Source organism: Sheuella amnicola (assembly GCF_010499255.1).
Classification (GTDB): domain Bacteria; phylum Pseudomonadota; class Gammaproteobacteria; order Burkholderiales; family Burkholderiaceae_B; genus Zwartia; species Zwartia amnicola.
The window spans coordinates 73993-98523 of sequence record NZ_JAAGRN010000011.1 but is presented as its reverse complement, the minus strand read 5'-3'; the positions used below and the strand labels follow the sequence as shown (position 1 = coordinate 98523).

General features: G+C 47.2%; 19 protein-coding genes. 6 read left to right on the top strand and 13 right to left on the bottom strand.

What is annotated here, in order from left to right; genetic code table 11:
- The 9 genes from G3I67_RS14175 to G3I67_RS14135 all read right to left on the bottom strand — a co-directional run.
- Nucleotides 1-862: hypothetical protein (locus G3I67_RS14175; protein ID WP_163656193.1), on the bottom strand; the 862-nt coding region annotated here is incomplete at its 3' end.
- 214 nt (nt 863-1076) lie between these two features.
- Complete coding sequence (locus G3I67_RS14170) at nt 1077-1859, bottom strand: hypothetical protein (protein WP_163656192.1); 783 nt, start codon at nt 1857-1859, stop codon at nt 1077-1079.
- Nucleotides 1860-1875: 16 nt separating this feature from the next.
- Complete coding sequence (locus tag G3I67_RS14165; RefSeq protein ID WP_163656191.1) at nt 1876-3585, bottom strand: LuxR C-terminal-related transcriptional regulator; 1710 nt, start codon at nt 3583-3585, stop codon at nt 1876-1878.
- A gap of 5 nt (nt 3586-3590) precedes the next feature.
- The gene (locus tag G3I67_RS14160; RefSeq protein ID WP_163656190.1) at nt 3591-4796 is read right to left on the bottom strand and encodes a beta-barrel domain-containing protein; all 1206 of its coding nucleotides are present in this window, start codon (nt 4794-4796) and stop codon (nt 3591-3593) included.
- A 40-nt stretch (nt 4797-4836) separates the two neighbouring features.
- Complete coding sequence (locus tag G3I67_RS14155) at nt 4837-8823, bottom strand: peptidase domain-containing ABC transporter (protein WP_163656189.1); 3987 nt, start codon at nt 8821-8823, stop codon at nt 4837-4839.
- An 86-nt stretch (nt 8824-8909) separates the two neighbouring features.
- Nucleotides 8910-10478, bottom strand: a complete 1569-nt coding sequence (locus tag G3I67_RS14150; protein ID WP_163656188.1) for a TolC family protein — start codon at nt 10476-10478, stop codon at nt 8910-8912.
- Nucleotides 10479-11029: 551 nt separating this feature from the next.
- A complete protein-coding gene (locus tag G3I67_RS14145) occupies nt 11030-11668 on the bottom strand; it encodes a response regulator transcription factor (RefSeq protein ID WP_163656187.1) in 639 nt (212 codons plus the stop codon).
- A 45-nt stretch (nt 11669-11713) separates the two neighbouring features.
- Nucleotides 11714-12802: a DUF6817 domain-containing protein gene (locus G3I67_RS14140; protein WP_163656186.1), complete on the bottom strand. Its 1089-nt coding sequence runs from the start codon at nt 12800-12802 to the stop codon at nt 11714-11716.
- 60 nt (nt 12803-12862) lie between these two features.
- Nucleotides 12863-14314 (bottom strand): N-acyl-D-amino-acid deacylase family protein, encoded by a 1452-nt coding sequence (locus G3I67_RS14135; protein ID WP_163656185.1) that lies wholly within the window; start codon nt 14312-14314, stop codon nt 12863-12865.
- Nucleotides 14315-14551: 237 nt separating this feature from the next.
- Between G3I67_RS14135 and G3I67_RS14130 the strand changes: the two genes are divergently transcribed.
- Both G3I67_RS14130 and G3I67_RS14125 read left to right on the top strand, forming a co-directional pair.
- Nucleotides 14552-15742 (top strand): M20 aminoacylase family protein, encoded by a 1191-nt coding sequence (locus G3I67_RS14130; protein ID WP_163656184.1) that lies wholly within the window; start codon nt 14552-14554, stop codon nt 15740-15742.
- A gap of 2 nt (nt 15743-15744) precedes the next feature.
- Nucleotides 15745-16719 carry a Bug family tripartite tricarboxylate transporter substrate binding protein gene (locus G3I67_RS14125; RefSeq protein WP_163656183.1) on the top strand — a complete coding sequence of 325 codons (975 nt, stop codon included), beginning with the start codon at nt 15745-15747 and terminating at the stop codon, nt 16717-16719.
- 54 nt (nt 16720-16773) lie between these two features.
- Here the strand turns inward: G3I67_RS14125 and G3I67_RS14120 are convergent, their stop codons facing one another.
- Nucleotides 16774-18171 (bottom strand): M20 family metallopeptidase, encoded by a 1398-nt coding sequence (locus G3I67_RS14120; RefSeq protein WP_163656182.1) that lies wholly within the window; start codon nt 18169-18171, stop codon nt 16774-16776.
- A gap of 76 nt (nt 18172-18247) precedes the next feature.
- The gene (locus tag G3I67_RS14115) at nt 18248-18742 is read right to left on the bottom strand and encodes a hypothetical protein (RefSeq protein ID WP_163656181.1); all 495 of its coding nucleotides are present in this window, start codon (nt 18740-18742) and stop codon (nt 18248-18250) included.
- Nucleotides 18743-18990: 248 nt separating this feature from the next.
- On the opposite strand from G3I67_RS14115, the gene G3I67_RS14110 reads away from it, so the two are divergent.
- The gene (locus tag G3I67_RS14110) at nt 18991-19458 is read left to right on the top strand and encodes an acyl-CoA thioesterase (protein ID WP_163656180.1); all 468 of its coding nucleotides are present in this window, start codon (nt 18991-18993) and stop codon (nt 19456-19458) included.
- A 31-nt stretch (nt 19459-19489) separates the two neighbouring features.
- Nucleotides 19490-20272 carry a hypothetical protein gene (locus tag G3I67_RS14105; RefSeq protein ID WP_163656179.1) on the top strand — a complete coding sequence of 261 codons (783 nt, stop codon included), beginning with the start codon at nt 19490-19492 and terminating at the stop codon, nt 20270-20272.
- A 61-nt stretch (nt 20273-20333) separates the two neighbouring features.
- Here G3I67_RS14105 and G3I67_RS14100 read toward each other — a convergent pair whose 3' ends face one another.
- Together G3I67_RS14100 and G3I67_RS14095 are read right to left on the bottom strand one after the other, a co-directional pair.
- The gene (locus G3I67_RS14100) at nt 20334-21308 is read right to left on the bottom strand and encodes a Bug family tripartite tricarboxylate transporter substrate binding protein (RefSeq protein ID WP_163656178.1); all 975 of its coding nucleotides are present in this window, start codon (nt 21306-21308) and stop codon (nt 20334-20336) included.
- A 67-nt stretch (nt 21309-21375) separates the two neighbouring features.
- Nucleotides 21376-22158 carry an enoyl-CoA hydratase gene (locus tag G3I67_RS14095; protein WP_163656177.1) on the bottom strand — a complete coding sequence of 261 codons (783 nt, stop codon included), beginning with the start codon at nt 22156-22158 and terminating at the stop codon, nt 21376-21378.
- A 185-nt stretch (nt 22159-22343) separates the two neighbouring features.
- On the opposite strand from G3I67_RS14095, the gene G3I67_RS14090 reads away from it, so the two are divergent.
- Nucleotides 22344-23540 carry a CaiB/BaiF CoA transferase family protein gene (locus tag G3I67_RS14090; RefSeq protein WP_163656176.1) on the top strand — a complete coding sequence of 399 codons (1197 nt, stop codon included), beginning with the start codon at nt 22344-22346 and terminating at the stop codon, nt 23538-23540.
- Nucleotides 23540-24514: a Bug family tripartite tricarboxylate transporter substrate binding protein gene (locus G3I67_RS14085; protein ID WP_163656175.1), complete on the top strand. Its 975-nt coding sequence runs from the start codon at nt 23540-23542 to the stop codon at nt 24512-24514. Before G3I67_RS14090 ends, G3I67_RS14085 begins: the two co-directional genes overlap by 1 nt.
- Nucleotides 24515-24531: the final 17 nt, after the last annotated feature.

Here is a 24531-nt window from a genome sequence, read left to right as displayed (position 1 = left end):
TTCCGCTGAGGGAGTACGTCAGGGTCGCACCCTGATCCACATCGCTCGCCACAGCCGTATAGACCACGGTTGAAGTCGAGACGTTTTCCTCAACGGAGGCCGTGGCACCCGAGGTAAACGTCGGGGCATTATTCACAGGACTGATAGGAGTGGACTCAACCGTAGTTATAGCCTCTTGTAAAGGCACAGACGGCAAAACTAATTCAGTTGATGTAAGTTCCTGCGCAATAGCTTGAGCGATAGGTTGAACGACTGGTTCATTCTCTGATGCTAAAGGAACAGGATTTACAACATCCGGAACGGACTCCGGAATAAGCGACTTAGTAGCCGCTGCTTCGGGTGAGACTGGTTCATTATTTGTAGTTGCAGGCTCTGTCGCATTTTCTGGTGCGGCCGCAGTTGTGGCGTTTCCAGGACGCCCACTTGATGAGTTGATCGAGGGATTGATGGAACTAGCCTCGCTTGCTGATACTGACAAGTTTTCCATGTCAGATGGCGCCGTTGCAATCTCCTCACTTCCTACAACAGGAAGGGGCGTCACTACGAATTCAGTCCCGGATGTATCGACACGAGGATTGGATTTATTTCCTGTGCTGACAACCCCTTCACTGTCTATGGTTGAATCTGACCCAACCGCAGTTTGCTCCACAAACGAGTCCGTTGTCTGCGTCACGTCGTTGTATAGACTTGGACTATCTTGAGTAGGCGCATTTGGCGTAGTGACTGGCGAGTCAATACGAGCAGCATTATTCTGCGTCACCGAAGACTGTTCTGCCTCATTCGGTTGCTGCAAAGAAGTCAAATTATCAAGTGTCTGGGCATCTTGCGACTGCTGTGAACTTGAAGTGTTTGCGTCTGCCATTTCGTGCCTCTGATTTCAGCTCAAGAATCCTAAAAATGGAATCCTGCAGATACACTTTACGGGCTTGGCACAACATAAACAACACGATAAATGGTTATATAACTTTAGTATAGTAATGACCAGCAATTTAATCAGCCAGTCAATCTAAATTTTTCTTATTATGCTGGTAAAATTTATACTAAAGTTATAGCTATTAAGTGGATATATAAATGAATCAGTGCAAATAAGGATCTTTCAACACATTTTTGTAACACTGAACAAAATCACTCGCATTTTTTTTATGCTCAGAACAAATTGATGCAACTTTCGCTGTTCGCTGTACCAGTTCATTTTGATCAAGTCTATTCGGACTTTTTAGCGACTCATACTCCAAAGTTCGGTGTTCAAGATAGTTTGGGTCAAAACCAACCAACCCGTAGAACGACATCTCACGAGCACTCAATCTGTACACGCCTTTCTTTTCATGCGCTTGCATAACACGAAATAAATCTGCAGGCATACCCATTTCCGCAAAATAAAAGGCGGCGTCTCTTTCAAAATCCTTCATCATTTTCTCTGCGGCCTGATCTTTTGAAACATCGACCTCTTTGAGAACTTTAGCATCCGCATCACTGATGGTAATACGACCTCGATGTATTCCAACGGTATAGGCGGAAGCTCCTCGAACCACTCCACTTGCCAAGACATAGGTGCAAGCGCTCAGGCATTGTCCTGTTACGAATATATGAGCTTTGGACCGACGCAAAATGCGACCAATCTTCATCGCGGCATTGCCATCACCACCAGAAGAATCAAGTAAAACAATTAAACCAGCCGGGCGAGGATCTCCTTGAACCTGATCAACTGAAGCTCGAACAGACTCGAGTACTTTATTTGAAATTGATCCTTCAATCCGAATCACTAAGACCTTCTGACTTTTTGCGTTAGCACCTACTTGAGCCCAAACAGGTTCAAGGCTTGCAGACAATAACAAGAGAAAAATCAAAAGGATCGGCATTAGGTTGCAATCCACACTACGGCAAAGATAAACTTAACTTATGAATTGCCTGTGCTGTCGTCAAGTCTCTGAATTGAAAACCACCACCGGAACGAGGGGCGACCAACCCAGACATAGTCAATTCATTCAAACACATCTGAGTTTGATGATGTTTGTATTTTAATTCTTCCAGGCATTCATCTATGGCACTCTCCGGATGACTGGCAGCTAATGTAATCAGCGCACGAGATTCTACGGACAAGCTATCTATGAGCGCCTGCAAATCAACTCGAATTTGATCAGGCAAAAGATCAAGATCAGGTACTTTCATAGAAAACACACGTGACATAGGCATATTAGTTGGTCTCGGCCCAAGTAAACGAATCGTTGTTTGAGCAGTGCCTGATTCTCTTAGATTGGCAACGACAAACAGAATTCTATGCGACATCAATGAGTCAATACCGCGTTCACCAAGTAGACTGGCTAAGGCATCCAGTGCTTTGAACCCATAGACCTGAACGACCAACATTCCCTGATTAGCGCAGTCGGCAATCATGGCACCGACGCGCTCACCGCTTGTACTCTGGGAGTAGAATTTATCATCATCAACACCCAGATCCGAAGCCACAAGCTCGATCTGACAAGCCAAGCTTGAGATCAATCGATCACGACGGCCATTTGCAGGAAAGCGCAAGCGAAGCATTTTGAATTTTCTGTGGGCAGCTGCATTTCCAATTGCATCAATCAAAGAAGTTGTCGCAGCCGGCGGCCAAGATTCAACAGCAAGCCATTGTGCGACTCCGCTTTCAACTGTTTCAAAAATCTGATCAAGAAATGGCATACCCATCCAACGCGACCTAACATCAAGCAAGGGCATACCAACCTGGCCAAGTGCACAAATCCCTTGAAGGCGTTGCTGATCTACCAAGTGATTAGGAAAATTCACCTTAACATTGAGCCACGGCACACTCAGTGGAGCCAGTTTCTGTGTAGACGCATCGGCAAGAGGACGACCAATACTCCTTGCATATCTGGCAAGCATTGCCGCCATTCGAAAGGAGTCTGCAGCTAACAACTCCGTTGTTTGATCAGCAACAATCTCAGCTCGAGATGCGACGCCCAAACCAATCGGCTTTAACTCAGGGGCCTGAGGATCAGCTATGGCGTGCTCATGAAAGTATTGATCAGACCAAAGTTGCAACTTTTGAGCTAATTGAACAGCGCGATCGGCATCATCCAAGTGTGCGGATGGATGACCAAACCAGGCAAGCATTCCTCCATAAGGAAGCGAAATAAAGCGACCATCAAGTGCTTCGGTTACCTCATTCATCACTTCGCGTAAATCATAGAGATACTTATCACGTGAAACAATGACTTCAGGCTTAATTGCCGTTGAATCGGGCACAAAGACAGACACAACAGAAATCATTCGCCAAACATAACTCAATTTCTTGGCATTTAAAACGTTCTCGCGGCTTTTACCTGACTTATTCTTAAATGCATTGTCAGGGCGACTTGATTTCATCAGATGGTTCGCGGCAAGCACAGCCTTTGAGCGGCTTGTGACACCCAGTTTGCGAAATAAAACAAACAAGTGCTGCTTAACAGTTCCATACTGAACTGAAAGGTCATCGGCAATTTCCTTATTGGTTTTACCTTCCATCAAAAGACCAAGAATCTGCTCCTGCCTTGGGGTCAGACTTAAATCAGTAGCAGACGCTTTCTTAATCTTGTTAGACAATGTCATACAGACTACCTCTCGCGCATGCCTTGCTTGAAAGCAATATAAATTGGGCGTAACAAATAGCGAAGAACAGATTGCCTGTCTGTCATCACATCTGCCATCACCGTCATCCCTGGATCGATTTTCTTTGAGGAATCAACACCAACATAGTTTTTAGGAATGTTGATAATTACCTTGAAATAAGGACTCTGCTTTTCATCCATAGCGCTGTAAGGTGAAACCATCGTCACTTCGCCTTCAATCGTGCCGTAGCGCATGAAGTCATATGTTCCAACTTTTAGTCGTGCGCTTTGCCCCACTCTGATAAAACCAATATCGCTCGGTGATGCTCTAACTTCCGCTTGCAACCTGCCATCATCTGGGACCACATTCATCAACGTTCCGCCTGGAGACACGACACCACCAACCGTACGAAACTTAAGATCTTGCACAATGCCATCGATAGGTGCCAGTACTTCGACACGATCAAGACGATCTTTCAATTTATTCAATTGCTCTTCAGCTTGGGCCAGTTCGTTGGTTGAAAAATTCAACTCATCTAGAGCCGCACGACGATAACGAAGTAATTCTGCCTGGGATATACTCAAGCTCCTTTGCGCATCCAAAGCCTGTACGCGTGTGGCAAGCTTTTCTTTTGCGAGATCCGAACGAATCTCACTGACTTCAGTCAAGATTTTTATTTCCTCTTCAAGTTGTGAAATTTGAGCTCGTGAGGTCTTTAAAGTATGTTCTTGTTCTGAAACAAGTTCAGCAAACTGTTTTGGAATCCGGGAAAAATTGGCAGGACGATTACGAATCAAGGCACGTAAGCGCTCGACTTTTGCATACAGAGCCCAGTACTTAGCATTCAAGGTCTGAAACTCAGCCTGTGCTTCAGTCTCGTTTATACGAAGTAAAACCTGACCTTGCTTGACCTTTTGTCCGTCGACAACATTAATCTCGGCAATACGACCACCATCAATATGCTGAATCACCTTGACAGCCTGAACGGGCATAATTTGACCTGGTGCCATGGCAATAACATCAAGTGTCGCAAAAAATGCCCAAATCAGAAAAACCACAACTGAACATCCGGCCAACATAACGGTGGTCTTCAAATACGATGGTGGCGCAGCTTCTTCAAGGAGAATCGCCTTGGCAACATAATTATCGGTTCGACTACCCAAAACAATTGGTTGTTTGGCTTCGATTTCGTAAGGTTCAGGATTGCGCATTCAATCTACTCTCTAATCAATCTCATTTAATCTGTGACCATTAAGCTGCTGTAGGTTTTCTCAGCAAAACAGCTGGTGGTCCGGCGGCGCGCAAATAGCCTTTATCAAATACTAGGATCGTGTCGGCCAATCGAATGTGACTTGGACGATGACTGATATAAATTACTGTCGTATGTCCTTTCATCTTCATCAGCGTTTCCATGAAATACTTGTCACCAAGTTCATCCAATCCCGCACCCGGCTCATCAAACAACATGATAGGTGCACGCGTCAGATAGGCTCTGGCCAGTGAAATCTTTTGTATCAAGCTCGTTGACAACTCATTAGTGTTATCGCCGACTCGATATTGAAGACCACGAGGAAGTTGCAACACTTGATCTAACGCACCGGCCATTTCGAGTGCCTGAAAGACCTCGTTATCTGTTGCATCTGGCTTGGCAAGTCTAAGATTCTGAATGATGCTCGCACGGAACAACTGAATGTCCTGCGGAACATATCCAATCATTCGACGCAATGTCATTGGGTCCATTTGCCGGATATCGACGTTATCAATCAGGACTGCGCCGGCCTGTGGCTGATACATACCAAGAATCATTTTTAGCAAGGTTGACTTACCTCCACCATTGGCACCGGTAATAGCAACAAGCTCGCCTGGGTTGACTTTGAATTCAACACCGACTAGTGCAGGATCCACATTCATTGAATAGCGAAAGGAAACGCGGGCAAACTCAATTGATCCGTGCACTGTACGACTTGAGATAGCGGGTGTCTCATTTGGTCGTTCACCTTGAATTTTCATCAAAGCATCAATTTGACGAACTGCGCTAGCGACACGTTCAACACGAGTCATGTTCGTAAAAACAGTTTGAATAGGACCTAACACACGCCACATCAGCATCAGTGAAGCGATGAGTGCACCTGAGGATATCGCTCCCGACCAAACTGCCGGAACGGTCGAAGACACGATCGCAAGCGCGGCGCACATCATGACAAAGTACGATACGCCAACAATGATCGATGAGAGATATTCAGCTTTAAAAGATGCCATCGTTGCATCGGCAGAGATTTCCCGAAACCTTTCTAGCCAAAGGCGTTGTGCGCCGCATTCACGAATTACTCGCATTTTGGAAATCATGTCGACTAGAAAACTGTTTCGTTTTGTGGCTGTCAGGCTCACATTAGAAACACGTTGTCTGGTTGGAGCTGAAAAAATCCAATACAAGATCAGATACACGCCCACCATAATCAAAAATATCGTCAACGCAATTGGATTCATGATGGACAGCAATACAAGCAATACCAATGTAGCCGGAAATTCCAGCAACGTTGATGCAAGCGGTCCGATAAACATATCCCTAATTGCCTCAAAGCTTTGTAGGCGCGACATTTGAGAACCGACAGAAGCTCGCTCAGTGTAAATGGGCGACATTCTCAATACTTGTTGCAATATAGTTGCGCCAAATAAATATTCAATTCTTCCAGCGATATAGGCCAAAATTCGCGCCCGATGCCGCATGAAAAAATAGCCGGATAAAAGTGCGATACATGCACCGATCGACAAATACAACAAAGAATCTTTTGCACCCGACGGAATGACTGTGCTGTAAACGACTGTGAGAAATAACGGACCGGCCATCATGACTAATCCAGAAACAAGTGCCGACAGCGTGGCCTGACCAATTAAAGATGAAAACCTCAAAATCGCACGTGAAACCCAAGAGTTCGTATGAACGACCGAATAGTCGACAGCCTCGTAGAAAAAGGCACGGCCTTCCATGTTCAAATCTTTTTCAAGATGAACAACCTCGTTCTGATCATTACTAACGCGCATATAGCGACCTGAACGCGCAATGGCGACAAAGGCTAAATCATGATCAGGAACAAAAAGGCAAGGCAAGGATCTTGACTCAATGGAGCCAAGCTTACAACGCACTTCTTTCATTCGAAACCCTAGCTGTGCCATGGAGTTGTGAAAGCCGGTCAGATCCAGAGCAGATGTAAAATATGGCAAAGACTCCGCCACTTCACGAGCTGAGGCTGACGAATTCAGCAACCGCAGTAAAATTGTCAGGCAGCCAGCAAAGTCGGTATGCGACGTGAACTGACCACACACGGTTTCATGCATTTTTTCCCAACGGCCGTCTTCGAACAAATCATATTTCAGTGGAGAATCAAAAAATATATCTGCTGGGATCTGAGAGTAAGTGCCTGGTCGACTAGTGTGAACCAGAGACTGCCTGACTTCATCCTGTGTCTCAGTATTAGGCTGAGACAAAATCCGATCTAACACAGGCAACTCATTGGGGCGCATTTCAGTGAGTTTTCCGTCCCGCAAATACAGGACTCGTGATGCAAGTTTTTGATATGAAGGGCGTTGCGTCACCATGACAATGGTTACCTTGCCCTTCATTGAGTCTAAGAACTTCAAAAATAAGGCATCGCCTTCAGCGTCAATGGTAGATGTCGCATCATCAAACAAAATAATGTTTGGCTGATTAGACAAAGCACGAACAATAGCAATCCTCTGGCGATATCCTGGTGGCAACGAATCCGATGCCATATCTCCTACAATTGAATCCCAGCCACGCGGCATTTTGGCGACAAAATCGCCTAAGCCCAATGACTTAGCCGTCATTAATGCTCGATTAATTCTTGCTGGATTAAACAAGCTGGCATTATCCAGTAAAGATCCTTCAAACATTTGTGTGTTTTGAGGCAAATAGCCAATCAATTCACCAGCCTCTTCTAAATCGAGCGACTTAAGATCATCACCATCAATTAGGATTCGACCTTGATCAGGTGTCAGAATACCGGCCATTAACTGCAGCAAAGTGCTACGTCCTGATCCGCCAGCGCCAACAATAGTGACACAATCACCAGGACTAATTGTCATGGAAAAATTTTCAAAGATGGGCTGATCCGCACCAGGGAACTGGTAGCTTATATTTTCAAATTCAATTTTCGATGATCTATATGGCTTTTGAACGGAGAGATCATCCATGTAAACGTTATCTTTGCTCTGAGGTGGCAAGGGTGGTTCAGATAAAACCTTGGCAAGTTCATCCCTCAAAATATCGTCTTGTTGATGCTTGGTCCAGATTCCACCCAAACGTTGAAGCGGCGCTAAAGAACGCATCCCTAACAAAACGCATGCCGCCAACTCTCCATTTGTCATTTGATGATCAATCACCAGCCAGGCTCCCACTGCGACTGTCAGCATCGTCATCAGAGGTGAAAAAATATTACCCAACCCAGACGACATGTCCAAAGCATAGGTCATGCGAGCCATTAACCGTGCAGAATTCTCTTGTAACCGCTCATGACGCCTGAGCATCAATGACTCCATGGTCATCGACTTAAGCGTATGCACGTTATTCAAAGTTTCATTCAAAAAATTGCTACGACGTAAATCGGCATTTTTTTGTTCCTTTACCAATTCTGGAAAGTCCTGACTTTTATTCCAAGTGATTGCACTAAAAATTGAGTACCCAACAATTAGCAACAATCCAAGCCAAGGACTCATCAGCAAAACGATGAGGACATATAACACTGTAAAGGGCAAATCCATCAGCTGCTGAAAGGTCTGGCCTGAATAATGGTATTTCAAAGTCGAAATGGACTTGAATCGATCCATCAGTGCACCGGTCCCCTTCCGTTCAAACTGATGCAATGGTTCAGCCAAAAAGCGCTCAGCTACAGCCATCATGGCGCGATGTTCAAATCGAGCTGAAATCCATGCCGTTGAGTAGGAACGCGCGATGCGTAGAATTGCCTCTACGGCGACAGCAAAGGCAACCGTACCAGCAACCAGCGTCAATGTATCGATCGATTGATTTGGCAAAATTCGATCATATAACTGCAACATCAATAAAGGAAATGCCAATGCGAGCAGGTTAATCACAATACTGGCCAGCATGATGGTCGAACGTTCGCCTTTGAATGGCGAAAGAACACTCACCTTCGATTCAGCGCTTGAGCTTGACTGAAGACGATCTTTAAAGGATTTACCTGTAGTACCTTGAGGCATGAACTTTTCCAATATTCAATGTGCCCTGAAACGACACAATGATTCAATCCGTGCGGGCCACCTAAAACCTGACCCAAATGTATTAATTAAGGTTTTTTGATCGTGATTTGGGAATCCGCTTTCTCTGCAGCCGCTGTCCAGCGCGCATCCGCTTTAGGCAACTTTCCTCCCCCAAGACAAGGACTGTCATCTAGACGCACACCTCCTCCGATTGCCTTATACAAATCGACAGAGGCCCGAATCTGTTCAAAACGGCTATTGATGGCGGCATCTTCTGCAGCCAGCACCGTGCCTTGAATCTGATAAAGCTGAACGTAATCCATCCCCCCTCGCTCCACCACCACAGCACTCATATCAGCCAATTTTTGTGCTCGCTCCCGTGACAAATTCAAGGCCTCGTATTGTTTTGCAGTGAGAGCGACGCCAGACAATCCATCCTCGACATCTCGCAATGCTGAAAGCACCGTGTTAGCGTAAGCCTCGAGCAATTCAAGATTCTTTGCATCTGCGACTTTGACTTCTGCTTTTCGCTTTCCACCATCAAAAACATTCTGGACTAGGTTTGCGCTCAGAATATAAAAAAGACTCTGTGGAGCAGTGATCGTTGAAAGCAAAAAACTACCGTAACCACCTTGCGCTGAAAGCGCAAACGAAGGCAGAAGATTAGCTCGAGCCGCATACAAATCAGCTTGCGCCGCCTCGAGAGCAGCTTCGGCGCGACGAATATCTGGTCGACGGCAAAGCAAATCGGATGGCAACCCAGGGGCGACGACTGGGGTTTTAGCCTTTTCGACTGAAATCCCCTGGAGCTTGACAGATGATGGCGCTTTTCCTATCAGCAGGGCCAAACGATTCATGGCACGCTCACGCTGAAGCTTCAAGTTCGTCACTTGCGCATCGGTGTTCGTTTGAAGGATCAGTTGCTGGGAAACATCAATCAAAGTAGAGTCACCACGATTCAATCGAGTTTGAAGTCCGCGCCCAATATTACGTATTGCCGCGAGGTTGCGCTCGCCGACTTCAATTCTTTCGTTTAACGACATAACCTGAAAGTAAATAGTTACAACATCCCCAACCAGACTCAGCGCTACAGCCTCTCGGTTAAACTCGCTTGCCAGTGCTTGCGAATAAGCCGCTTTCGAGTTGAAGCCCCTCTTACCCCATATGTCAACTTCGTAATTGACCAGCAGGCCAGCTTGCCAGACCGGTTGGGAACTCCAATCGTCTGGCGTCTCGGCATAACCCACTCCTTGACCAGGTGCCTGATTCTTGTATGCGCCTGTGACATCTACGGACGGGTAACGCGCGGCGTTGACAATCTCCGCCTGCGCACGTGTTTGCGATACTCTTGCGATTGCGACACGCAAATCAAAATTATTTGTCAGTGCCGTGTCCACAATACTGTTCAACTCGTCGCTTTCGAAATCCTTCCACCACTGCTCTTTGGGCATCGGTAGGCCATCTTTCACCGGAGTCTTGTATGCGCTTGAGATCCAGCTCACATATTCTGGGCCATCAGGGGCATCTCCTGCTTCCTTCATTGGCGATGTGCAAGCGACGAGCGCGCATGATAGGAAAACACCGATAAATGAGAATGTTTGACGGAAAACGCCATTTGCATTCTTTAAATTGTCTGTTTTGCTTTCTAAACGCATGAAAATGAACCAAAAATGATCAAAACTCGTGACCAATTGAATTGTTTATTGTGTAGTTTTCGTTTATTACTACTGAGTAAGTCCAGTGATCCCGCTTTCATAAGGAAATCGAATCATCAAGATTTATCATGCGCGAATTCAAATCGTTACATGTCGTCGACGATAACGTTAGAACAGATCGTCAAGTGAACTTAACTGGAGTTATCCAAAAGTTATAGTTTCGATGATGGTTAATTCTATTTCTGCCATAGAGTTTCGTACACTAGTTATCAAATCCGTATGTATTTGTGTATATTTAGCAACGCTCATTAATAAGCATTAAATACAATACAAATCTCCTATATCCATTAGGATTATTGGATTTGTTCTAGGAATCACAATACCTTATTCAACGATTCAAAAAAATCGCTGCGGTGGTCATTAGAAAAGTTAAGCATGGCAATACCCACGCTGACTATATAACGGGGCTACCAATATTTCCGAAATATTTGAGAATACGGTGTGACAGTCGTACAAAAAAGGATATGCGCGACAACAGTGCGCCCAAACCTTTAATCCGCCATAAATCGCTGCGCAAAAACAAACAACTCCAGACGATTCGCAATACCGAGTTTTGAATATATTGAAGTCAAATGATTTCGGACGGTATTCTCGCTAATATTGAGCTGTTGCGCGGTGGCGCGCAATGTTTGACCTTCGCCGTTCACCAGGGCTTTCACTACTAGTTTTTCTTTTGCGGTCAATAATCCGATCAGTGCCTGCTCTGCGCTTTGCTCTTGCGCATGCCCGATACCACTCAGAATTCGTGAGGTGACATCGCGATTCAGCCAATATTCACCTTCACATACTTTTAGAAGCGCTTTTTCAAAGTGCTGTTCGTCCGCTGTCGGACCAAGCACACCTCGAACACCTTCTTTCACCCAACCATCAATGCTCAGCGAGTTTTCGTCATTTGAGAGAACAATTACCTTCGCTAACGTTGCACCGACAAGCCTGGTGATCGACCCCGGAGATGCTATGGACGAATCGATCAAAATCAAATCAATTGCCTCTTCAGACCCTTCAAGATATTGAACTGTCGAATCTATGGAAGCAAATGAGTTGACAACGTGACAACCATCAACCGAATCGGCAAGCTTAGTCAAAGCGATCCGAACAATACGAATAGGATGGGCAACTAATATACGCATACCGGTCTTTACCTATGCAATAGCGGATAAAACCCAAGGATCATATCATTCGGGGGACAAAGCGACATTGTTTAGTTTATTTAGATGTTCCGGCCATACCCTTTTTTGAGCCGACTCCAGTAAAACACGTCCCCAAGCCAGCCAGGCATCCCATCCAATTCGCTTATCCCAGGAATTCCCCCATGAGGAAACAAGCTGAACACCACTAGCTGCGCACTCTTGTGCCAACTCAAAGTTTCTATGAGTCAGGTGCAACTGTGCAAGTATCAATTGTGGTTCGCCCACCCATGGGTTTAATTTAATAGCTTGTTCAAGCATCGCCTGCGTCGCTTCAGAGGACATCATCGGATGCTGTTGAGAAATGACAGACCAATACAGGGATGATGCCGAGGCCTCATCGCCCGGCGCCAGCACCTGGGTTCCAGAATTAAATACGGGCGGTTGCGGCAAGCGCCCCTTCAGTCCGGGATGATGCAGATAGTTTGCCAATCTCGACATATGACCAACACGATATGTCGTGGGTCGCATCGGTCCGGGCCAAAGCGCTGATGGCCAATGCACCTGGGCGGATTGAGGTTGGTAATCAGGATAGCCCATGTAAATATCATCTTGCCAGCTGTACCATTGCTCGCAAATATCGGCCATCGTCGTCACAATAAATACCGCAACGTCTTTGGCCTCAAGCACAAATGGCTGACCGTTCAAGGTCATCGGCAAACTACCATCGTCGTTTAGTTTGCCACTAAACAACTCTCGCAAAAATTCCGTACGGGACATGACGCAGAATAAATGAATTAAACGCTCTGCTTCGACACCAACGGCTTCTTGCAACCTGCCACGCTCTGTCTTGATATCGAACTTCATCAAGTCCACATGGGCATTACCATACACGCTGTGCAACAAACCAAGCTGTCTGACATGTAGCGGCTGTTGCCAGAGTGTCAACGTACGTGTCACCCCGATCAGGTGATGACGGAAGGTACCGGCTTTGTGCCAATCCTGACCCACCCCTCTGGACAAAACCAGAGGCACTACAGGTCCTAGCTCATGGTCATCGCTAAGCCATTCATCATCCAGAAGATTGATTGCCCGTTTTAATTGCGATTCATCCAGTTTTTGCAAAATTTGGTCCATGTCTCGTCTCAATGACTTAGTTTTTGGTTGCTTGAAGTTGTCGATTTATTTTGAACTGGTCTACATCGATCGCGACAACACTCGACCAGGTCGCACACCGGTTGCTTGACCTTGATCCCAGACAATCTCGCCATTTACGACGACTGTTTCTATCCCCCGGGACAAGGCAATGGGGTTCTCGTACGTTGCAGCCGCATCCACGGTTGTTTCGTCAAAGAGTGTCAGATCGGCATATGCGCCTTCTTTCAACACTCCCCGATCGGACAGCCCGAAGTTACGCGCAGTCAATCCGGTCATTTTGTGCACTGCACTTTCAAGGGAAAACAGACCGAGTTCACGACGATAATGGCCCAATACCCTTGGAAAAGTTGCCCATAAGCGCGGATGGGGAGACGCATCATGGGGCAACCCATCTGAGCCGATCATGGTTGGGCCGAATTCAAGAATTTTTTGCACATCCTGCTCATCCATCCTGAAATAAATCGCCCCTGCCGGCAACAGTTTTTCAACAGCTTGTTCCTGCGTCACACCCATCTTTTGGGCGATCTTTTCCAGATCCTGGCCGGCATACTCTGGCAAAGACTTTGACCAAGTCACGATGACTCGTTGCGAGGTAACCGCCCGACTCCAGGATAAAACAGTCGACCCAGCAGCATATGGATAACAATCCAGACAAATAGGCTGCTTAGCCATACTCTTTTTGATAAATTCAAGCGTTTCAACCGATCGCCCGTAATTTTTCTGACCGATGACCTTGTGATGCGAAATGACTACCGGGACACCAACCTCACGACCGATCTTGAATGACTCCTCAAGTGAGTCCATGACTCCATCCGCCTCATCGCGCATGTGTGTGCAGTACAACCCGTTGAACTCTTTCAAGGGCTTACAAACCTCAATGACCTCTTCTGTCGGTGCAGCAACCGCCGGCTCATAAAACAATCCGGTTGACACTCCAATTGCTCCAGCTTGCATTGCCTCTTTGACCAGTTCTTGCATTCTGGCAATTTGATCTAGAGTTGCAGGCTTGTTTAAATCATCCAGAACAGCGACTCTTAATGTCGTATGGCCAACCAGCATCGCTCTATTCGTAGCCGATGGCGTTTTATTCAGTTCCTCAATATAAGCTGCGAAAGTAGGAAACTTAAACCATCCGCCTAAATCATCGAGCAAATTCAGTGGAGGCGTCACAGGATCAGGAATCGGTCTTGGCATAGGCGCCAGCGAAATACCGCAATTGCCGCCAATAATTGTTGTCACGCCCTGGCTGATTTTGGGTGTCATCTCCGGATCTGACAGCATCATCCGATCATCATGGGTATGAGCATCGATAAACCCTGGCGCTGCCACTTTCCCCTCTAAATCAATTTCATTTTTAGCGGAAGAAGCGGACAAGTTGCCAATTTTTGCAATCCGATCGCCGATGATGCCAATATCCGCCTCGTAACGCATGTCACCTGTTCCATCCACGACTGTCGCATTGCGAATCAGAAGATCGAATTCTGTTTTCATTGAAAGCTTTCCACAGTTTGATAAGAAGAAGCTGAAAGTCCGTTTGAAACTATATACTGACTTGCGGACTGCCCAAACAAGTTTCAACATTCAACACGATAAATCAACATGCGCATTCAATCTAGGCTATTAAACTTGCTGTCAATTTGGTCAGCTGTGATAAAAACCTATGGCGCCAAAATCGACTGATTGATTTCACCGCGACCTTCATAAGATTCGTTATTTAAAACTCTACCTATGCATACATCCCCCGATATCACCCCCTATCTGGGCAATCTAATCAAGTTTCGACGAGACCTCCACCAGAATCCGGAACTTAAGTTTGAAGAGGTTCGAACATCCGACCAGATAGCGAACTACCTTGCGTCTCTTGGTCTTGTTATACACAGAGGCTTAAGCAAAACTGGAATCGTCGCAACGCTTAAGGGTAAAGGTTCGCGTGCCTCCGATCCTGCCAGAGCGATCGGATTGCGAGCTGATATGGATGCTTTACCCATTACCGAATCAAATTCATTCGACTACGCCAGTCAAAATGTCGGTCGTATGCATGCTTGCGGACATGACGGTCACACAGCCATGTTGCTAGGTGGAGCAACATTATTGAGTGCGAAACCCGATTTCGACGGTACAGTCCATTTCATTTTTCAACCAGGAGAGGAAGGGGGCGCAGGCGCTCGCATCATGATTGAAGAGGGGCTGTTCGATCTATTTCCGGTAAAAGCCTGCTTTGCTCTCCATAACTGGCCTGCCATGCCTGCCGGAAGGATGGGCGTGCGACCGGGCCCCATCATGGCGGCAACCAACCGCTTTGAAATCAGAATCATGGGCAAAGGTGGTCATGCAGCGCAACCTCACACCACCATCGATCCGATACCAATTGCTTGCGCTCTGGTCACCCAACTGCAATCTCTCGTGTCACGAACAGTTGATCCACTCGATTCGGCGGTTTTTACGGTCGGGAGAATTGACTCGGGCACAGTGGAAAACATCATTCCCAATGAAGCGGTCATCTACGGAACATGCAGGACACTGAAAACCGAAACCCATCGCCACATACTGTCATCAATGGAGAAGATGAGCGAACTTGTTGCAGCTGCGCACGGAGCCACTGCCAAAGTCATCATCAAACCCGGATATCCAAGCACAGTCAATCATCCGGATGAAGCCACATTCATGGCCCAGGTGATGGCCGAAACAGTCGGTCATAAAAACACTAATCCAAATGTGTTGCCGGAAATGACTGCGGAAGACTTTAGTTTCATGCTCGAAAAAGTGCCCGGTGCCTATGGATTCATAGGCAATGGACATGGTGGCTTGCCAGGAATCAGTTTGCACAATGCAGCCTACGACTTTAACGACGACATACTTGGAATCGGCGCAGAGTTTTGGGATAGATTAGTTAGAAGATGGTTTGAAAAGGAAGTTTGAATATGATTTCGCGACGTACTCTGCTTGGTTTAATGTTGACATCTATTTTTTCTGTAACAGCCAACGCGCAAAGTGCCAACTGGCCAAACAAGTCCATAAAAGTCATCGTCCCGTATCCGACTGCGGGGGTCAGTGACACGATTGTTCGTATTGTTTCAGAACGCCTTTCTGCCGTGCTTGGTCAATCCATTATTGTCGAAAACAAGCCAGGCGCTGGCGGAACCTTGGGAATGGATCTTGTAGCAAAGGCTCAACCGGATGGTTACACCTTCGGTTTTGCAGCCATCAGTCCTCTCACTCTAAACCCGCATGTCATGAAAGTTCCCTACGATGCGCTCAAGGATTTTGTGCCAGTGGGATCAGTCATGTATTCGCCGATTTATTTATTGGCCTCTCCTAAATTCACAGGCAAAAGCTTTGAAGATGTCATTGCGATGAGTAAAGTTAAGCCGGGATCCATCACCATTGCGACATCCGGTTACGGTACGGTTGGGCACATTATGGTTGAGCAACTCCGCAAAAAATCCAGTACGGACCTCACTCATGTCCCTTATAAAGGCGGTGGGCAGGTTGCAACCGATGCGCTAGGTGGCCACTTCGACTTGATGCTGGCCAATCCATACGCAAACTTAAATAGCTTGATCGAGCAGGGAAAATTACGTCCCTTAGCGGTGGGGGCACCCAAGCGATTATCCAATCTACCTGATGTGAGGACTTTTGCCGAACTCAATTACCCGGAAGTAAACTTGACATCCTTGTTCGGTTTCTTCGCTCCCGCAGGGACCCCCGACACGATCATTCAACGATTCAATACCGAGTTGAACAAAGTCCTTGTCGAAGACGCGATACAAGATAGAGTGCGTAAAGCTGAAAATCTGGTGATGCCAAGCACTCCGGCCGAATTCTCGAAAACGATCAAAAGCGAATTCACAGCCAACCAAAGGATCGTGCAAGAGGCCAATATCAAGGCCGAATAAGGGAGTACTCTCAAATTCGCCGCTTAACCATAAGCGGCGAATTTTTATTGGCGATCAAGAGGCAAGCTTCGCGCCTTTTTCACCCAAATCCCAAAAAAGTCCCGCCATCAACTGCAATGACTCGCGCGCGATGGAGCCCAACATATGTTCGTTAGGCGCATGTTGCGAACATGCGGCATAAGAATGCGGAACCCATACTGTAGGTAATCCCAAAATTTTCGAAAATGCATCGTTAGGCAACGAACCACCAAGGTTTGGCAAAATATCGACATCTTTGCCCACCGAACTCTTGATCGATGCAGCAGCCATTCTGACCCAGGCATTATCAGGATCCAATCGCGTCGCTTCAGCAGCCTCGCCACGGCTGGCGTACACCTCGATATCGTCGTAACCATGCGCATCCAGATGGGCTCTAAGATGATCGATAAAGTGCTCGTTGTCGCTTCCGACAACATAGCGCAATTGACAGTAAGCGATTGCGTGGCCCGGAATTGCATTTACAGGCGCATCGGGGTTTCCAGTCTTAAAGGCAAGTGTCTCAAAAGTATTCCAGCCAAATACCTTTTCGGCCAGAGTTAAGCCCGGCTCCGCCCAGTCCGGATCAATCTCAGGGTCATTTGGGCCTCCGCCTACCTGGATTGTAGAAAGGGCGCGCTTTATGTTCTCCGGCAAGGATTTTGGAAGCAAGCCGGGAACCAGAATTTTTCCGTTCTCATTGCAAATCGAGGCAATTGCATTCGCAAGGCGAACGCCGGGGTTTTTGAGTAATCCGCCCCAATTGCCCGAGTGATGCGCTCCCTGTCTAAGATTAATCTTCAATTCGAAGTTAAACGCACCTCGCGAGCCGAGAAACAGCGTTGGACGAGTCGCACTCACCCGTGGACCATCCGAAGCCAAGAACAAATCGGACTTGAATAACTCTGCATTCTGCTCACAAACTTCCCTCAAGCCGGGAGAGCCTGTTTCCTCGCCCATTTCAATAATTAACTTTACGTCGTAACCGAGCTTGCCGTTTCTCGCGATCAGGACCTGTTCCAGCGCAGCCAAATTGATCGAATGCTGTCCTTTATTGTCTGCGGATCCACGACCGTACCAACGATCACCCTGGATATTCAATTTCCAGGGATCAAGTCCCGCGTGCCACTGAGGCGCATAGCCGCGAACGACATCACCATGACCGTAACTTAAGACAGTGAAATCAGACCCCTTCTCTGCACGATAGGCGAAAAGAAACGGGGCACCGTCTTTAATAGGATTTTCAATCAGTCTGCATTCAAAACCTAGCGGCTCAAGCACAGGAATCAATTCATCGGTCAAATAAGCCGTCAATTCTTTAAGCTTTCCGGGCTCCTGACTTTCAGTCGGCATCGCAACGCGACGACGAAGCGTGGATTCGAAAACACCTTGGTCAAAATAGGCGGTTGCTAAGTCAATTGCTTGCTGGCGGCTCATAGTCATCACTCGTCAATGTTCTAGATGCAGAAAGATTAAGCTTTTCAGGTCCTGAGCACAACTCGTTTCAAACTCTTTAATGATAAGTGATCGACTTTTTCTCTTCTTCAGAGGGCATTGCGGCCTGCGTGCTATTTACTTCCAACTTCGGCCCCAGGCCATCAAACCACTGGGTTCGTTTAGCGACATCAATCAACAACTGATATATGGCTGTGGCTAAAGCGGAGCTTAAGTTTAGATTCAAAGGTTGGGCCCCTTCAATCATGAAGGTAAAAGTCAAGCCTTCATCGGAACGAACACATCCCGCATTTAGTACCAACACCGACTCATGACCTTTTTCGAGCAAACTTCCTTCCGGCCCACGCTCTTCAAAAGGTAGGTCACGTTGGACGCCGGGTGGAAGCGACGCATGCGCCGGCTCAATCGGGTTTTCAGGCAATACAGGCTTATCAATCTCGTTTAGGTCAATAAATTCCGATTTGCGTTGAGCGGAAAAATCATTATCGATTTGAACGTTTGTGTTTGTTTTCGGCAAATCCATCTTAAGGAATGATGCCAAATTTTCGATCATGAATTTACATATGCGTCGAGTCAAAGTTAGTGCGACATGTCGATCCGCGCCTAGATTAATTCTGGCGATGATGCGATCTTGCAATTCGATATAACTGAGTTGGATCTGGGTGATTTCCATTTTTTATCGCATGACAAGAACCGACTATAAGCATGTCGAATTCTTAACGCTCCAAAGTTGCATCATAATAGTAGCGCTGTCATTTTTGCGATATATATCTCTCGAACTCATACAAATCATTAATCACCATGAGCAATTCAGCTACTAAGTCTTTCGCAAATAATCCATGGCGACGCCAGGATTTCGATTTTTTCGAAATGATCACACTACGCTGGGCTGATAACGATGCATATGGTCACATCAATAACGCCCACTATTATTCATTTTTTGACACTGCGGTAGATGGCTTTCTGCTTGGCAATGACTTGAGAAAATACCTGACGGATCCCTTTCAAACCCTCGTAGTCGCCTCCGAATGTCGCTATCACAGCCAAGTATCCGCCCCCGGAAATATACAGGTAGGGGTTCGCGTCGGAAGAGTCGGAAACAGTTCAATTTCCTATGAGGTCGCCGTTTTCACGAAAGATTCTGATCTAGCCGCAGCACAAGGTCAATTTGTGCACGTTTGTGTTGAACGTGCGACTCAACGACCAACTTCATTACCGGAAAACTTTAGGCGAGCGCTTGCCAATCTGCCAAAGAGTCCGCAAAATTAAACTCGATATCGAAAAAACAAGGTCTTTCCAGATGCAATCAGTTGTCTCAAGAGCCCAGTCTCGCGAAAGAAGACACCACTATCAACTGCCAAACGGCACCAATACGTGGATATCGTCCTATGTTGGCATCAATTCCGTCGAACGACGAACTTTAGGCATGCCTCCTCATGATCCTGTCGACTTTCCTCCCCCGCTTGAACCAATCGCATTTTTAGTTGAACAGGAAGCGAACAGTCGTTTACCTGGCCACTATCATCAGGCTGATCAGTTTCAAGTTTTTGTGGCAGGCACCGGTTTTTTTGGAACAAAACCGATAACAGGACTAACTGTTCATTATGCGATGGCCTTCACGCCCTATGCGCCTATCCAAGCGACAGAAACTCCGATTCAATATTACACATTGCGTAACGGGTGGGATCCCGGTGCACGTTGGATGCCCGAGCAAAGAGCTGGACTGATGGATCGCAAGCATCCATACCGACATGGTGTTTGTGTTTTACCCGACTTAAATGCTGATGGTCTTCTGTCATCCACGGCGAATTCTGTTGTCCAAAGCACAGTTGTTCCGTTTGCCGAAGACGGGTTGGGAGCAACGCTTTATCAAGCCCGGACAACCTCACCAATCGAAGGACCTTCACCATCCAACGGTCGTGGCCAGTACTGGCTGGTACTACGAGGCGAATGCACGATTAATGGCGAGACAGCGCATGAACAGTCGCTCATATTCGTCTCACCGGATGATCCGGCGCCATCCATTTTGAGTGATCGCAATGGAGTGGCGATACTCATGATGCAATTTCCGAAGCGCACCTAAATTACAAACTTCGTTGCAATCAGAAACCGGGGTGTCGTAATAGAGAAACCCCGGGCGTCAATCAATCGATCTTCACACCAGTATCTTTGATGACTTTATTCCACTGCACAATGTCATCCTTGATTTTCTTTTGCATTTCTTGAGGTGTCATCGGCATCGCGTCGTAGCCTTCTTTGCGAATCGCCTCAATTTGACCTGGATCCGCCAACGCCTGCTTGAAGGCCGGCACAAGTTTATCCATCACGTCTTTTGGCAAACCTGCGGGGGCGATGATTCCGTACCATATAGAAGAATCAAAGCCGGGGAACCCTGATTCGGCAAGCGTAGGCACATCGGGAAATAATCCGCTGCGTTTTAATGATGTCACAGCAAGTGGTTTCAACCGTCCCGCTTCAATATTAGTGGCTGCCGATCCCAAAGATGAGAAAAGCATTGGTATGTGTCCGCCCAGCAATTCAATTACCGCCGGCGCTCCACCTTTATAGGGGACGTGGTCTATTTTCAAACCGGTTGCAACCTTGAATTGTTCTGCAGCCAAATGAGCCACTCCACCAACTCCGGATGTACCATAACTCCAATCTTGCGGATTCTTTTTGGCCAATTCGATTAATGTTTTGACGTCCTTTGCCGGAGAACTCGGCAATGTCACAATCACAGATCCACCACCGGCCAGCATTGCGACGGGCGTAAAGTCCTTGACCGGATCATATGGAGTTTTGCGCAAGCTCGGCAAAATCGTCAATGGTCCCGAGTCAACAATATGCAAGGTGTAACCATCAGCGGGGGCTCGAGTCAATAACTCAAGCGCCACTGCCCCACCTGCCCCGGGCTTGTAATCCATGATAATTTGCTGACCGATAATCTTGGACACTCGGTCAGCAACAGGTCTGATCAATTTATCGGCTGCCCCGCCGGTCGTGTATCCGACAATCATCCTGATAGGTTTATCGGGATAATCGGCAGCTTGGCTTGTAATGGCCGAAAGAGACAAAATCGCCCCGATCAAACCCTTCAGTAAAAGTTTCGAGTTCTTCAATTATTTCTCCAACCGAGATTCTCAACCGCAGTTATAAAAATATCTAGTCAAGTCGTCTCTAAAAGCCTCAACGACCCTTGAATATTGGCTGACGCTTCTCCATGAAGGCCTTGCGCCCCTCCTTGAAATCCTCGCTGGCAAAACATGCCTCGACCATCCGCACCGCACCAGCGATATCTTGATCTTCAGGAGCAGCGCAAACTTGTCTAATGTTGTATTTGCTTGCGGCAACAGTCAAAGGAGCATTCTCTGAAATCATTTTGGTGTATTGATCTACCACCGAATCCAATTCGGCAACCGTGCAAACTTTGCTGACAAAGCCCATTCGCAAAGCGTCCGCAGAATCGAACCGCCTTGCGGTGACATAAATATCCGTAGCGTTTGCCAAGCCAATCAAGTCCGTGAATCGTTTGATTCCCACATGACCATAGCCCACACCCAACCGCGCAGCCGGCATCCTGAAAGTCGAATCTTCGGAACAAATTCGAATATCGCAAGCAGCGGCCATGCCCAACCCACCGCCGAAACAATATCCACGTATTTTTGCTATGACTGGTTTCGAACATTGAATCGGTGCGGCCAATGCCGCCGTTACCGCATTTTCATAGACTTCCTGCGTGTCTTGCGCAGCCCGCAACTCCTCGAATTGCGAAATGTCCGCTCCTGAGATGAAGGCCTTTTCACCCGAACCTGTCAAGACAATCACACGCACGTCCGGATCTCGATCAAATGCCTGAATCGCAGCCGGTACACCACCCCACATTTGAACCGTCATGGCGTTCATTTTGGTTGGATTCGAAAATGTGATGTAACCGACAGAACCCTTTTTCTCAACAATCAACTCAGCCATACAATCTCCTTTCACCCCGTGTTTTAATCATTGTTAGGCATATGTCGCCTTTTATTTTCAGACTGCTAGTATCTCTTGCAATATCACCTAAAGCAACTTATAAAAACAATCAACCCAATTCGCAGCACATCCGACTGCACTTCATATCAGCAACAATTAATTTTTTATATATAAATCAATAAATTATGTCAAAAATACAAGCCTCCACCGCTTTATCTAATCTTCGCGTCCTGGATATGTCCCGTGTGCGGGCAGGCCCGAATTGCGTGCGCCTGTTAGCCGACTTTGGCGCAGATGTCATTCGCATCGAACCACCAAAAGGTGTCGACCCCAATGAAGGCATGTTCGCCGGAAACCGCGAAGGCGGCGATTTTCAGAACTTGAACCGCAATAAACGCGCACTCACTCTTAATCTAAAGAAGCCTGGTGCACTTGAAATCATGATGCGCCTAGTCAAGACCGCTGACGTTGTGGTTGAAAACTGGCGCCCGGATATCAAAAAGAAATTAGGTGTGGATTACGAATCACTGGCAGCAGTGAATCCAAGGATCATTCTGGCGAGTATTTCCGGCTACGGTCAAACGGGCCCTTATGCTTCAAGGCCTGGTTTTGATCAGATCATGCAGGGTATGGGCGGACTGATGTCTGTTACCGGAATTCCCGGTGGCGGTCCTGTCCGGGCGGGCCTAGCAGTTGCGGATATGAGTGCCGGCCTTTACGCCGGCATCGGCATACTTGTTGCCCTCCATGAGCGCGAGCGCTCAGGCAAAGGTCAATGGGTGCAAGCGTCGTTGCTGCACTCACAGATCGCCATGATGGACTTTCAGGCGGCCCGATATCTCAATGAAGGTGATATTCCCGGACAAGCCGGCAATGATCACCCCACATCAAGTCCAATGGGATTATTTGAAGCAAGTGATGGTGTATTCAACCTGGGGGCTTCCGGACAGGGCAACTGGGTCAAACTGGCTGAGTTATGCAAAAAGCCGGAATGGATTTCCGACCCGGATTTTTCGAACGAAAAGACGCGCGCAATTAATCGCGCACGTTGCAACAAATTGCTCAACGAAGTCTTTCGCACCAATACGGTCGCTTACTGGGTCGATGCGCTGAACAAGGCGGGTGTCCCGGCGGGACAGGTTTATAACGTCCCTGAGATGTTTGAAGACGAGCACATCAAACAAGTGAATATCTCGAAAGCCGTGAACGATTCGGCCGGCAAGAAAAAACACTTCATCACTCAACCTGCTATTCTTTCACGCACACCTGCCGATGTAGTCACGACGGCTCCTTCCTGGGGTGAACATACTGACGAAGTACTCTCCGAAATTGGTTACTCATCAGCTGAAATTTCAAAATTTCATGAACAAGGTATTGTCTAATGAAAAATAGGCTCTCTTTCTCTCTGGCCGCATTCGCATGCGCACTGGGACTTCTCGGCGGTACGGCAATCGCGCAAACCTATCCAAGCAAGCCGATTAAAGCAGTCGTCCCTTTCGCTGCCGGTAGTGCAACGGATCAAATCGGGCGGGCATTTGCGGCAAAAATGTCCGAAGTGCTTGGGCAAACGATCGTGGTGGAAAATAAACCAGGCGTCAATGGCATGCTTGGAGCCGATATGGTTGCAAAAGCGGCGCCGGATGGCTACACCATACTAATTGGCACGAACAGTACAAATGCCGCGCTGAAAAGCTTGATGAAAAAGCTGCCTTACGATCAAGACACTGCGTTTGCTCCGATCGGCTTCATGGGAGCTGTACCATTGATAGTCGCGGTCAATAAGGATGTCAAGGCGCAAACGCTGAAAGAATTGATCGACATGGCCAAAGCTAAACCAGGATTTGTCACCTATGCAAGTGCCAGTACATCCCAACTGGTCTCGGGTGCAATGCTGGCAGGCATGGCGGGGGTCGACATGGTCAACGTACCTTATAAAAGTGGTCCGGCGGCCATGACTGATTTAATCGGTGGGCAGGTGATGATGTTCACGGCTGATTTTGCAGTAACGCTACCTCAAATCAAGAATGACAAAATACGCGGCCTTGCGGTTACTTCTGTCAAACGCTCCAAGGCAATTCCTGAGCTGCCGACGGTCAACGAAGCACTTGGCTTGAAAGATTACGAGCTCATCGCTTATTTTGCTGCATTCGCGCCTGCCGGAACACCCAAGGACATCGTTCTTAAGCTGAACCAAGCGTTGAATGCAGCCGCAAATGACAAAGCCATTCAGGAAAAATTCGCCACTCTCGGATTTGAAACAGATCCCGGAACACCTGAGGCATTGGCAAAGCGTACTGAGCTTGAGTCACTCAAGTGGGCAAAAGCCATTAAAGCGGCAGGGATCGAACCACAATAATTTTTAAACAAGCACAA

Bases quoted from the DNA above. Each gene is read 5' to 3' on its own strand.
- G3I67_RS14085 (WP_163656175.1), top strand. From the start codon at position 23,540: ATGAAAAATAGGCTCTCTTTCTCTCTGGCCGCATTCGCATGCGCACTG.
- G3I67_RS14140 (WP_163656186.1), bottom strand. From the start codon at position 12,802: ATGGACCAAATTTTGCAAAAACTGGATGAATCGCAATTAAAACGGGCA.
- G3I67_RS14160 (WP_163656190.1), bottom strand. From the start codon at position 4,796: ATGCGCAATCCTGAACCTTACGAAATCGAAGCCAAACAACCAATTGTT.
- G3I67_RS14145 (WP_163656187.1), bottom strand. From the start codon at position 11,668: ATGCGTATATTAGTTGCCCATCCTATTCGTATTGTTCGGATCGCTTTG.
- G3I67_RS14170 (WP_163656192.1), bottom strand. From the start codon at position 1,859: ATGCCGATCCTTTTGATTTTTCTCTTGTTATTGTCTGCAAGCCTTGAA.
- G3I67_RS14115 (WP_163656181.1), bottom strand. From the start codon at position 18,742: ATGATCGAAAATTTGGCATCATTCCTTAAGATGGATTTGCCGAAAACA.
- G3I67_RS14155 (WP_163656189.1), bottom strand. From the start codon at position 8,823: ATGCCTCAAGGTACTACAGGTAAATCCTTTAAAGATCGTCTTCAGTCA.
- G3I67_RS14150 (WP_163656188.1), bottom strand. From the start codon at position 10,478: ATGCGTTTAGAAAGCAAAACAGACAATTTAAAGAATGCAAATGGCGTT.
- G3I67_RS14130 (WP_163656184.1), top strand. From the start codon at position 14,552: ATGCATACATCCCCCGATATCACCCCCTATCTGGGCAATCTAATCAAG.
- G3I67_RS14090 (WP_163656176.1), top strand. From the start codon at position 22,344: ATGTCAAAAATACAAGCCTCCACCGCTTTATCTAATCTTCGCGTCCTG.
- G3I67_RS14095 (WP_163656177.1), bottom strand. From the start codon at position 22,158: ATGGCTGAGTTGATTGTTGAGAAAAAGGGTTCTGTCGGTTACATCACA.
- G3I67_RS14165 (WP_163656191.1), bottom strand. From the start codon at position 3,585: ATGACATTGTCTAACAAGATTAAGAAAGCGTCTGCTACTGATTTAAGT.
- G3I67_RS14105 (WP_163656179.1), top strand. From the start codon at position 19,490: ATGCAATCAGTTGTCTCAAGAGCCCAGTCTCGCGAAAGAAGACACCAC.
- G3I67_RS14110 (WP_163656180.1), top strand. From the start codon at position 18,991: ATGAGCAATTCAGCTACTAAGTCTTTCGCAAATAATCCATGGCGACGC.
- G3I67_RS14125 (WP_163656183.1), top strand. From the start codon at position 15,745: ATGATTTCGCGACGTACTCTGCTTGGTTTAATGTTGACATCTATTTTT.
- G3I67_RS14135 (WP_163656185.1), bottom strand. From the start codon at position 14,314: ATGAAAACAGAATTCGATCTTCTGATTCGCAATGCGACAGTCGTGGAT.
- G3I67_RS14120 (WP_163656182.1), bottom strand. From the start codon at position 18,171: ATGAGCCGCCAGCAAGCAATTGACTTAGCAACCGCCTATTTTGACCAA.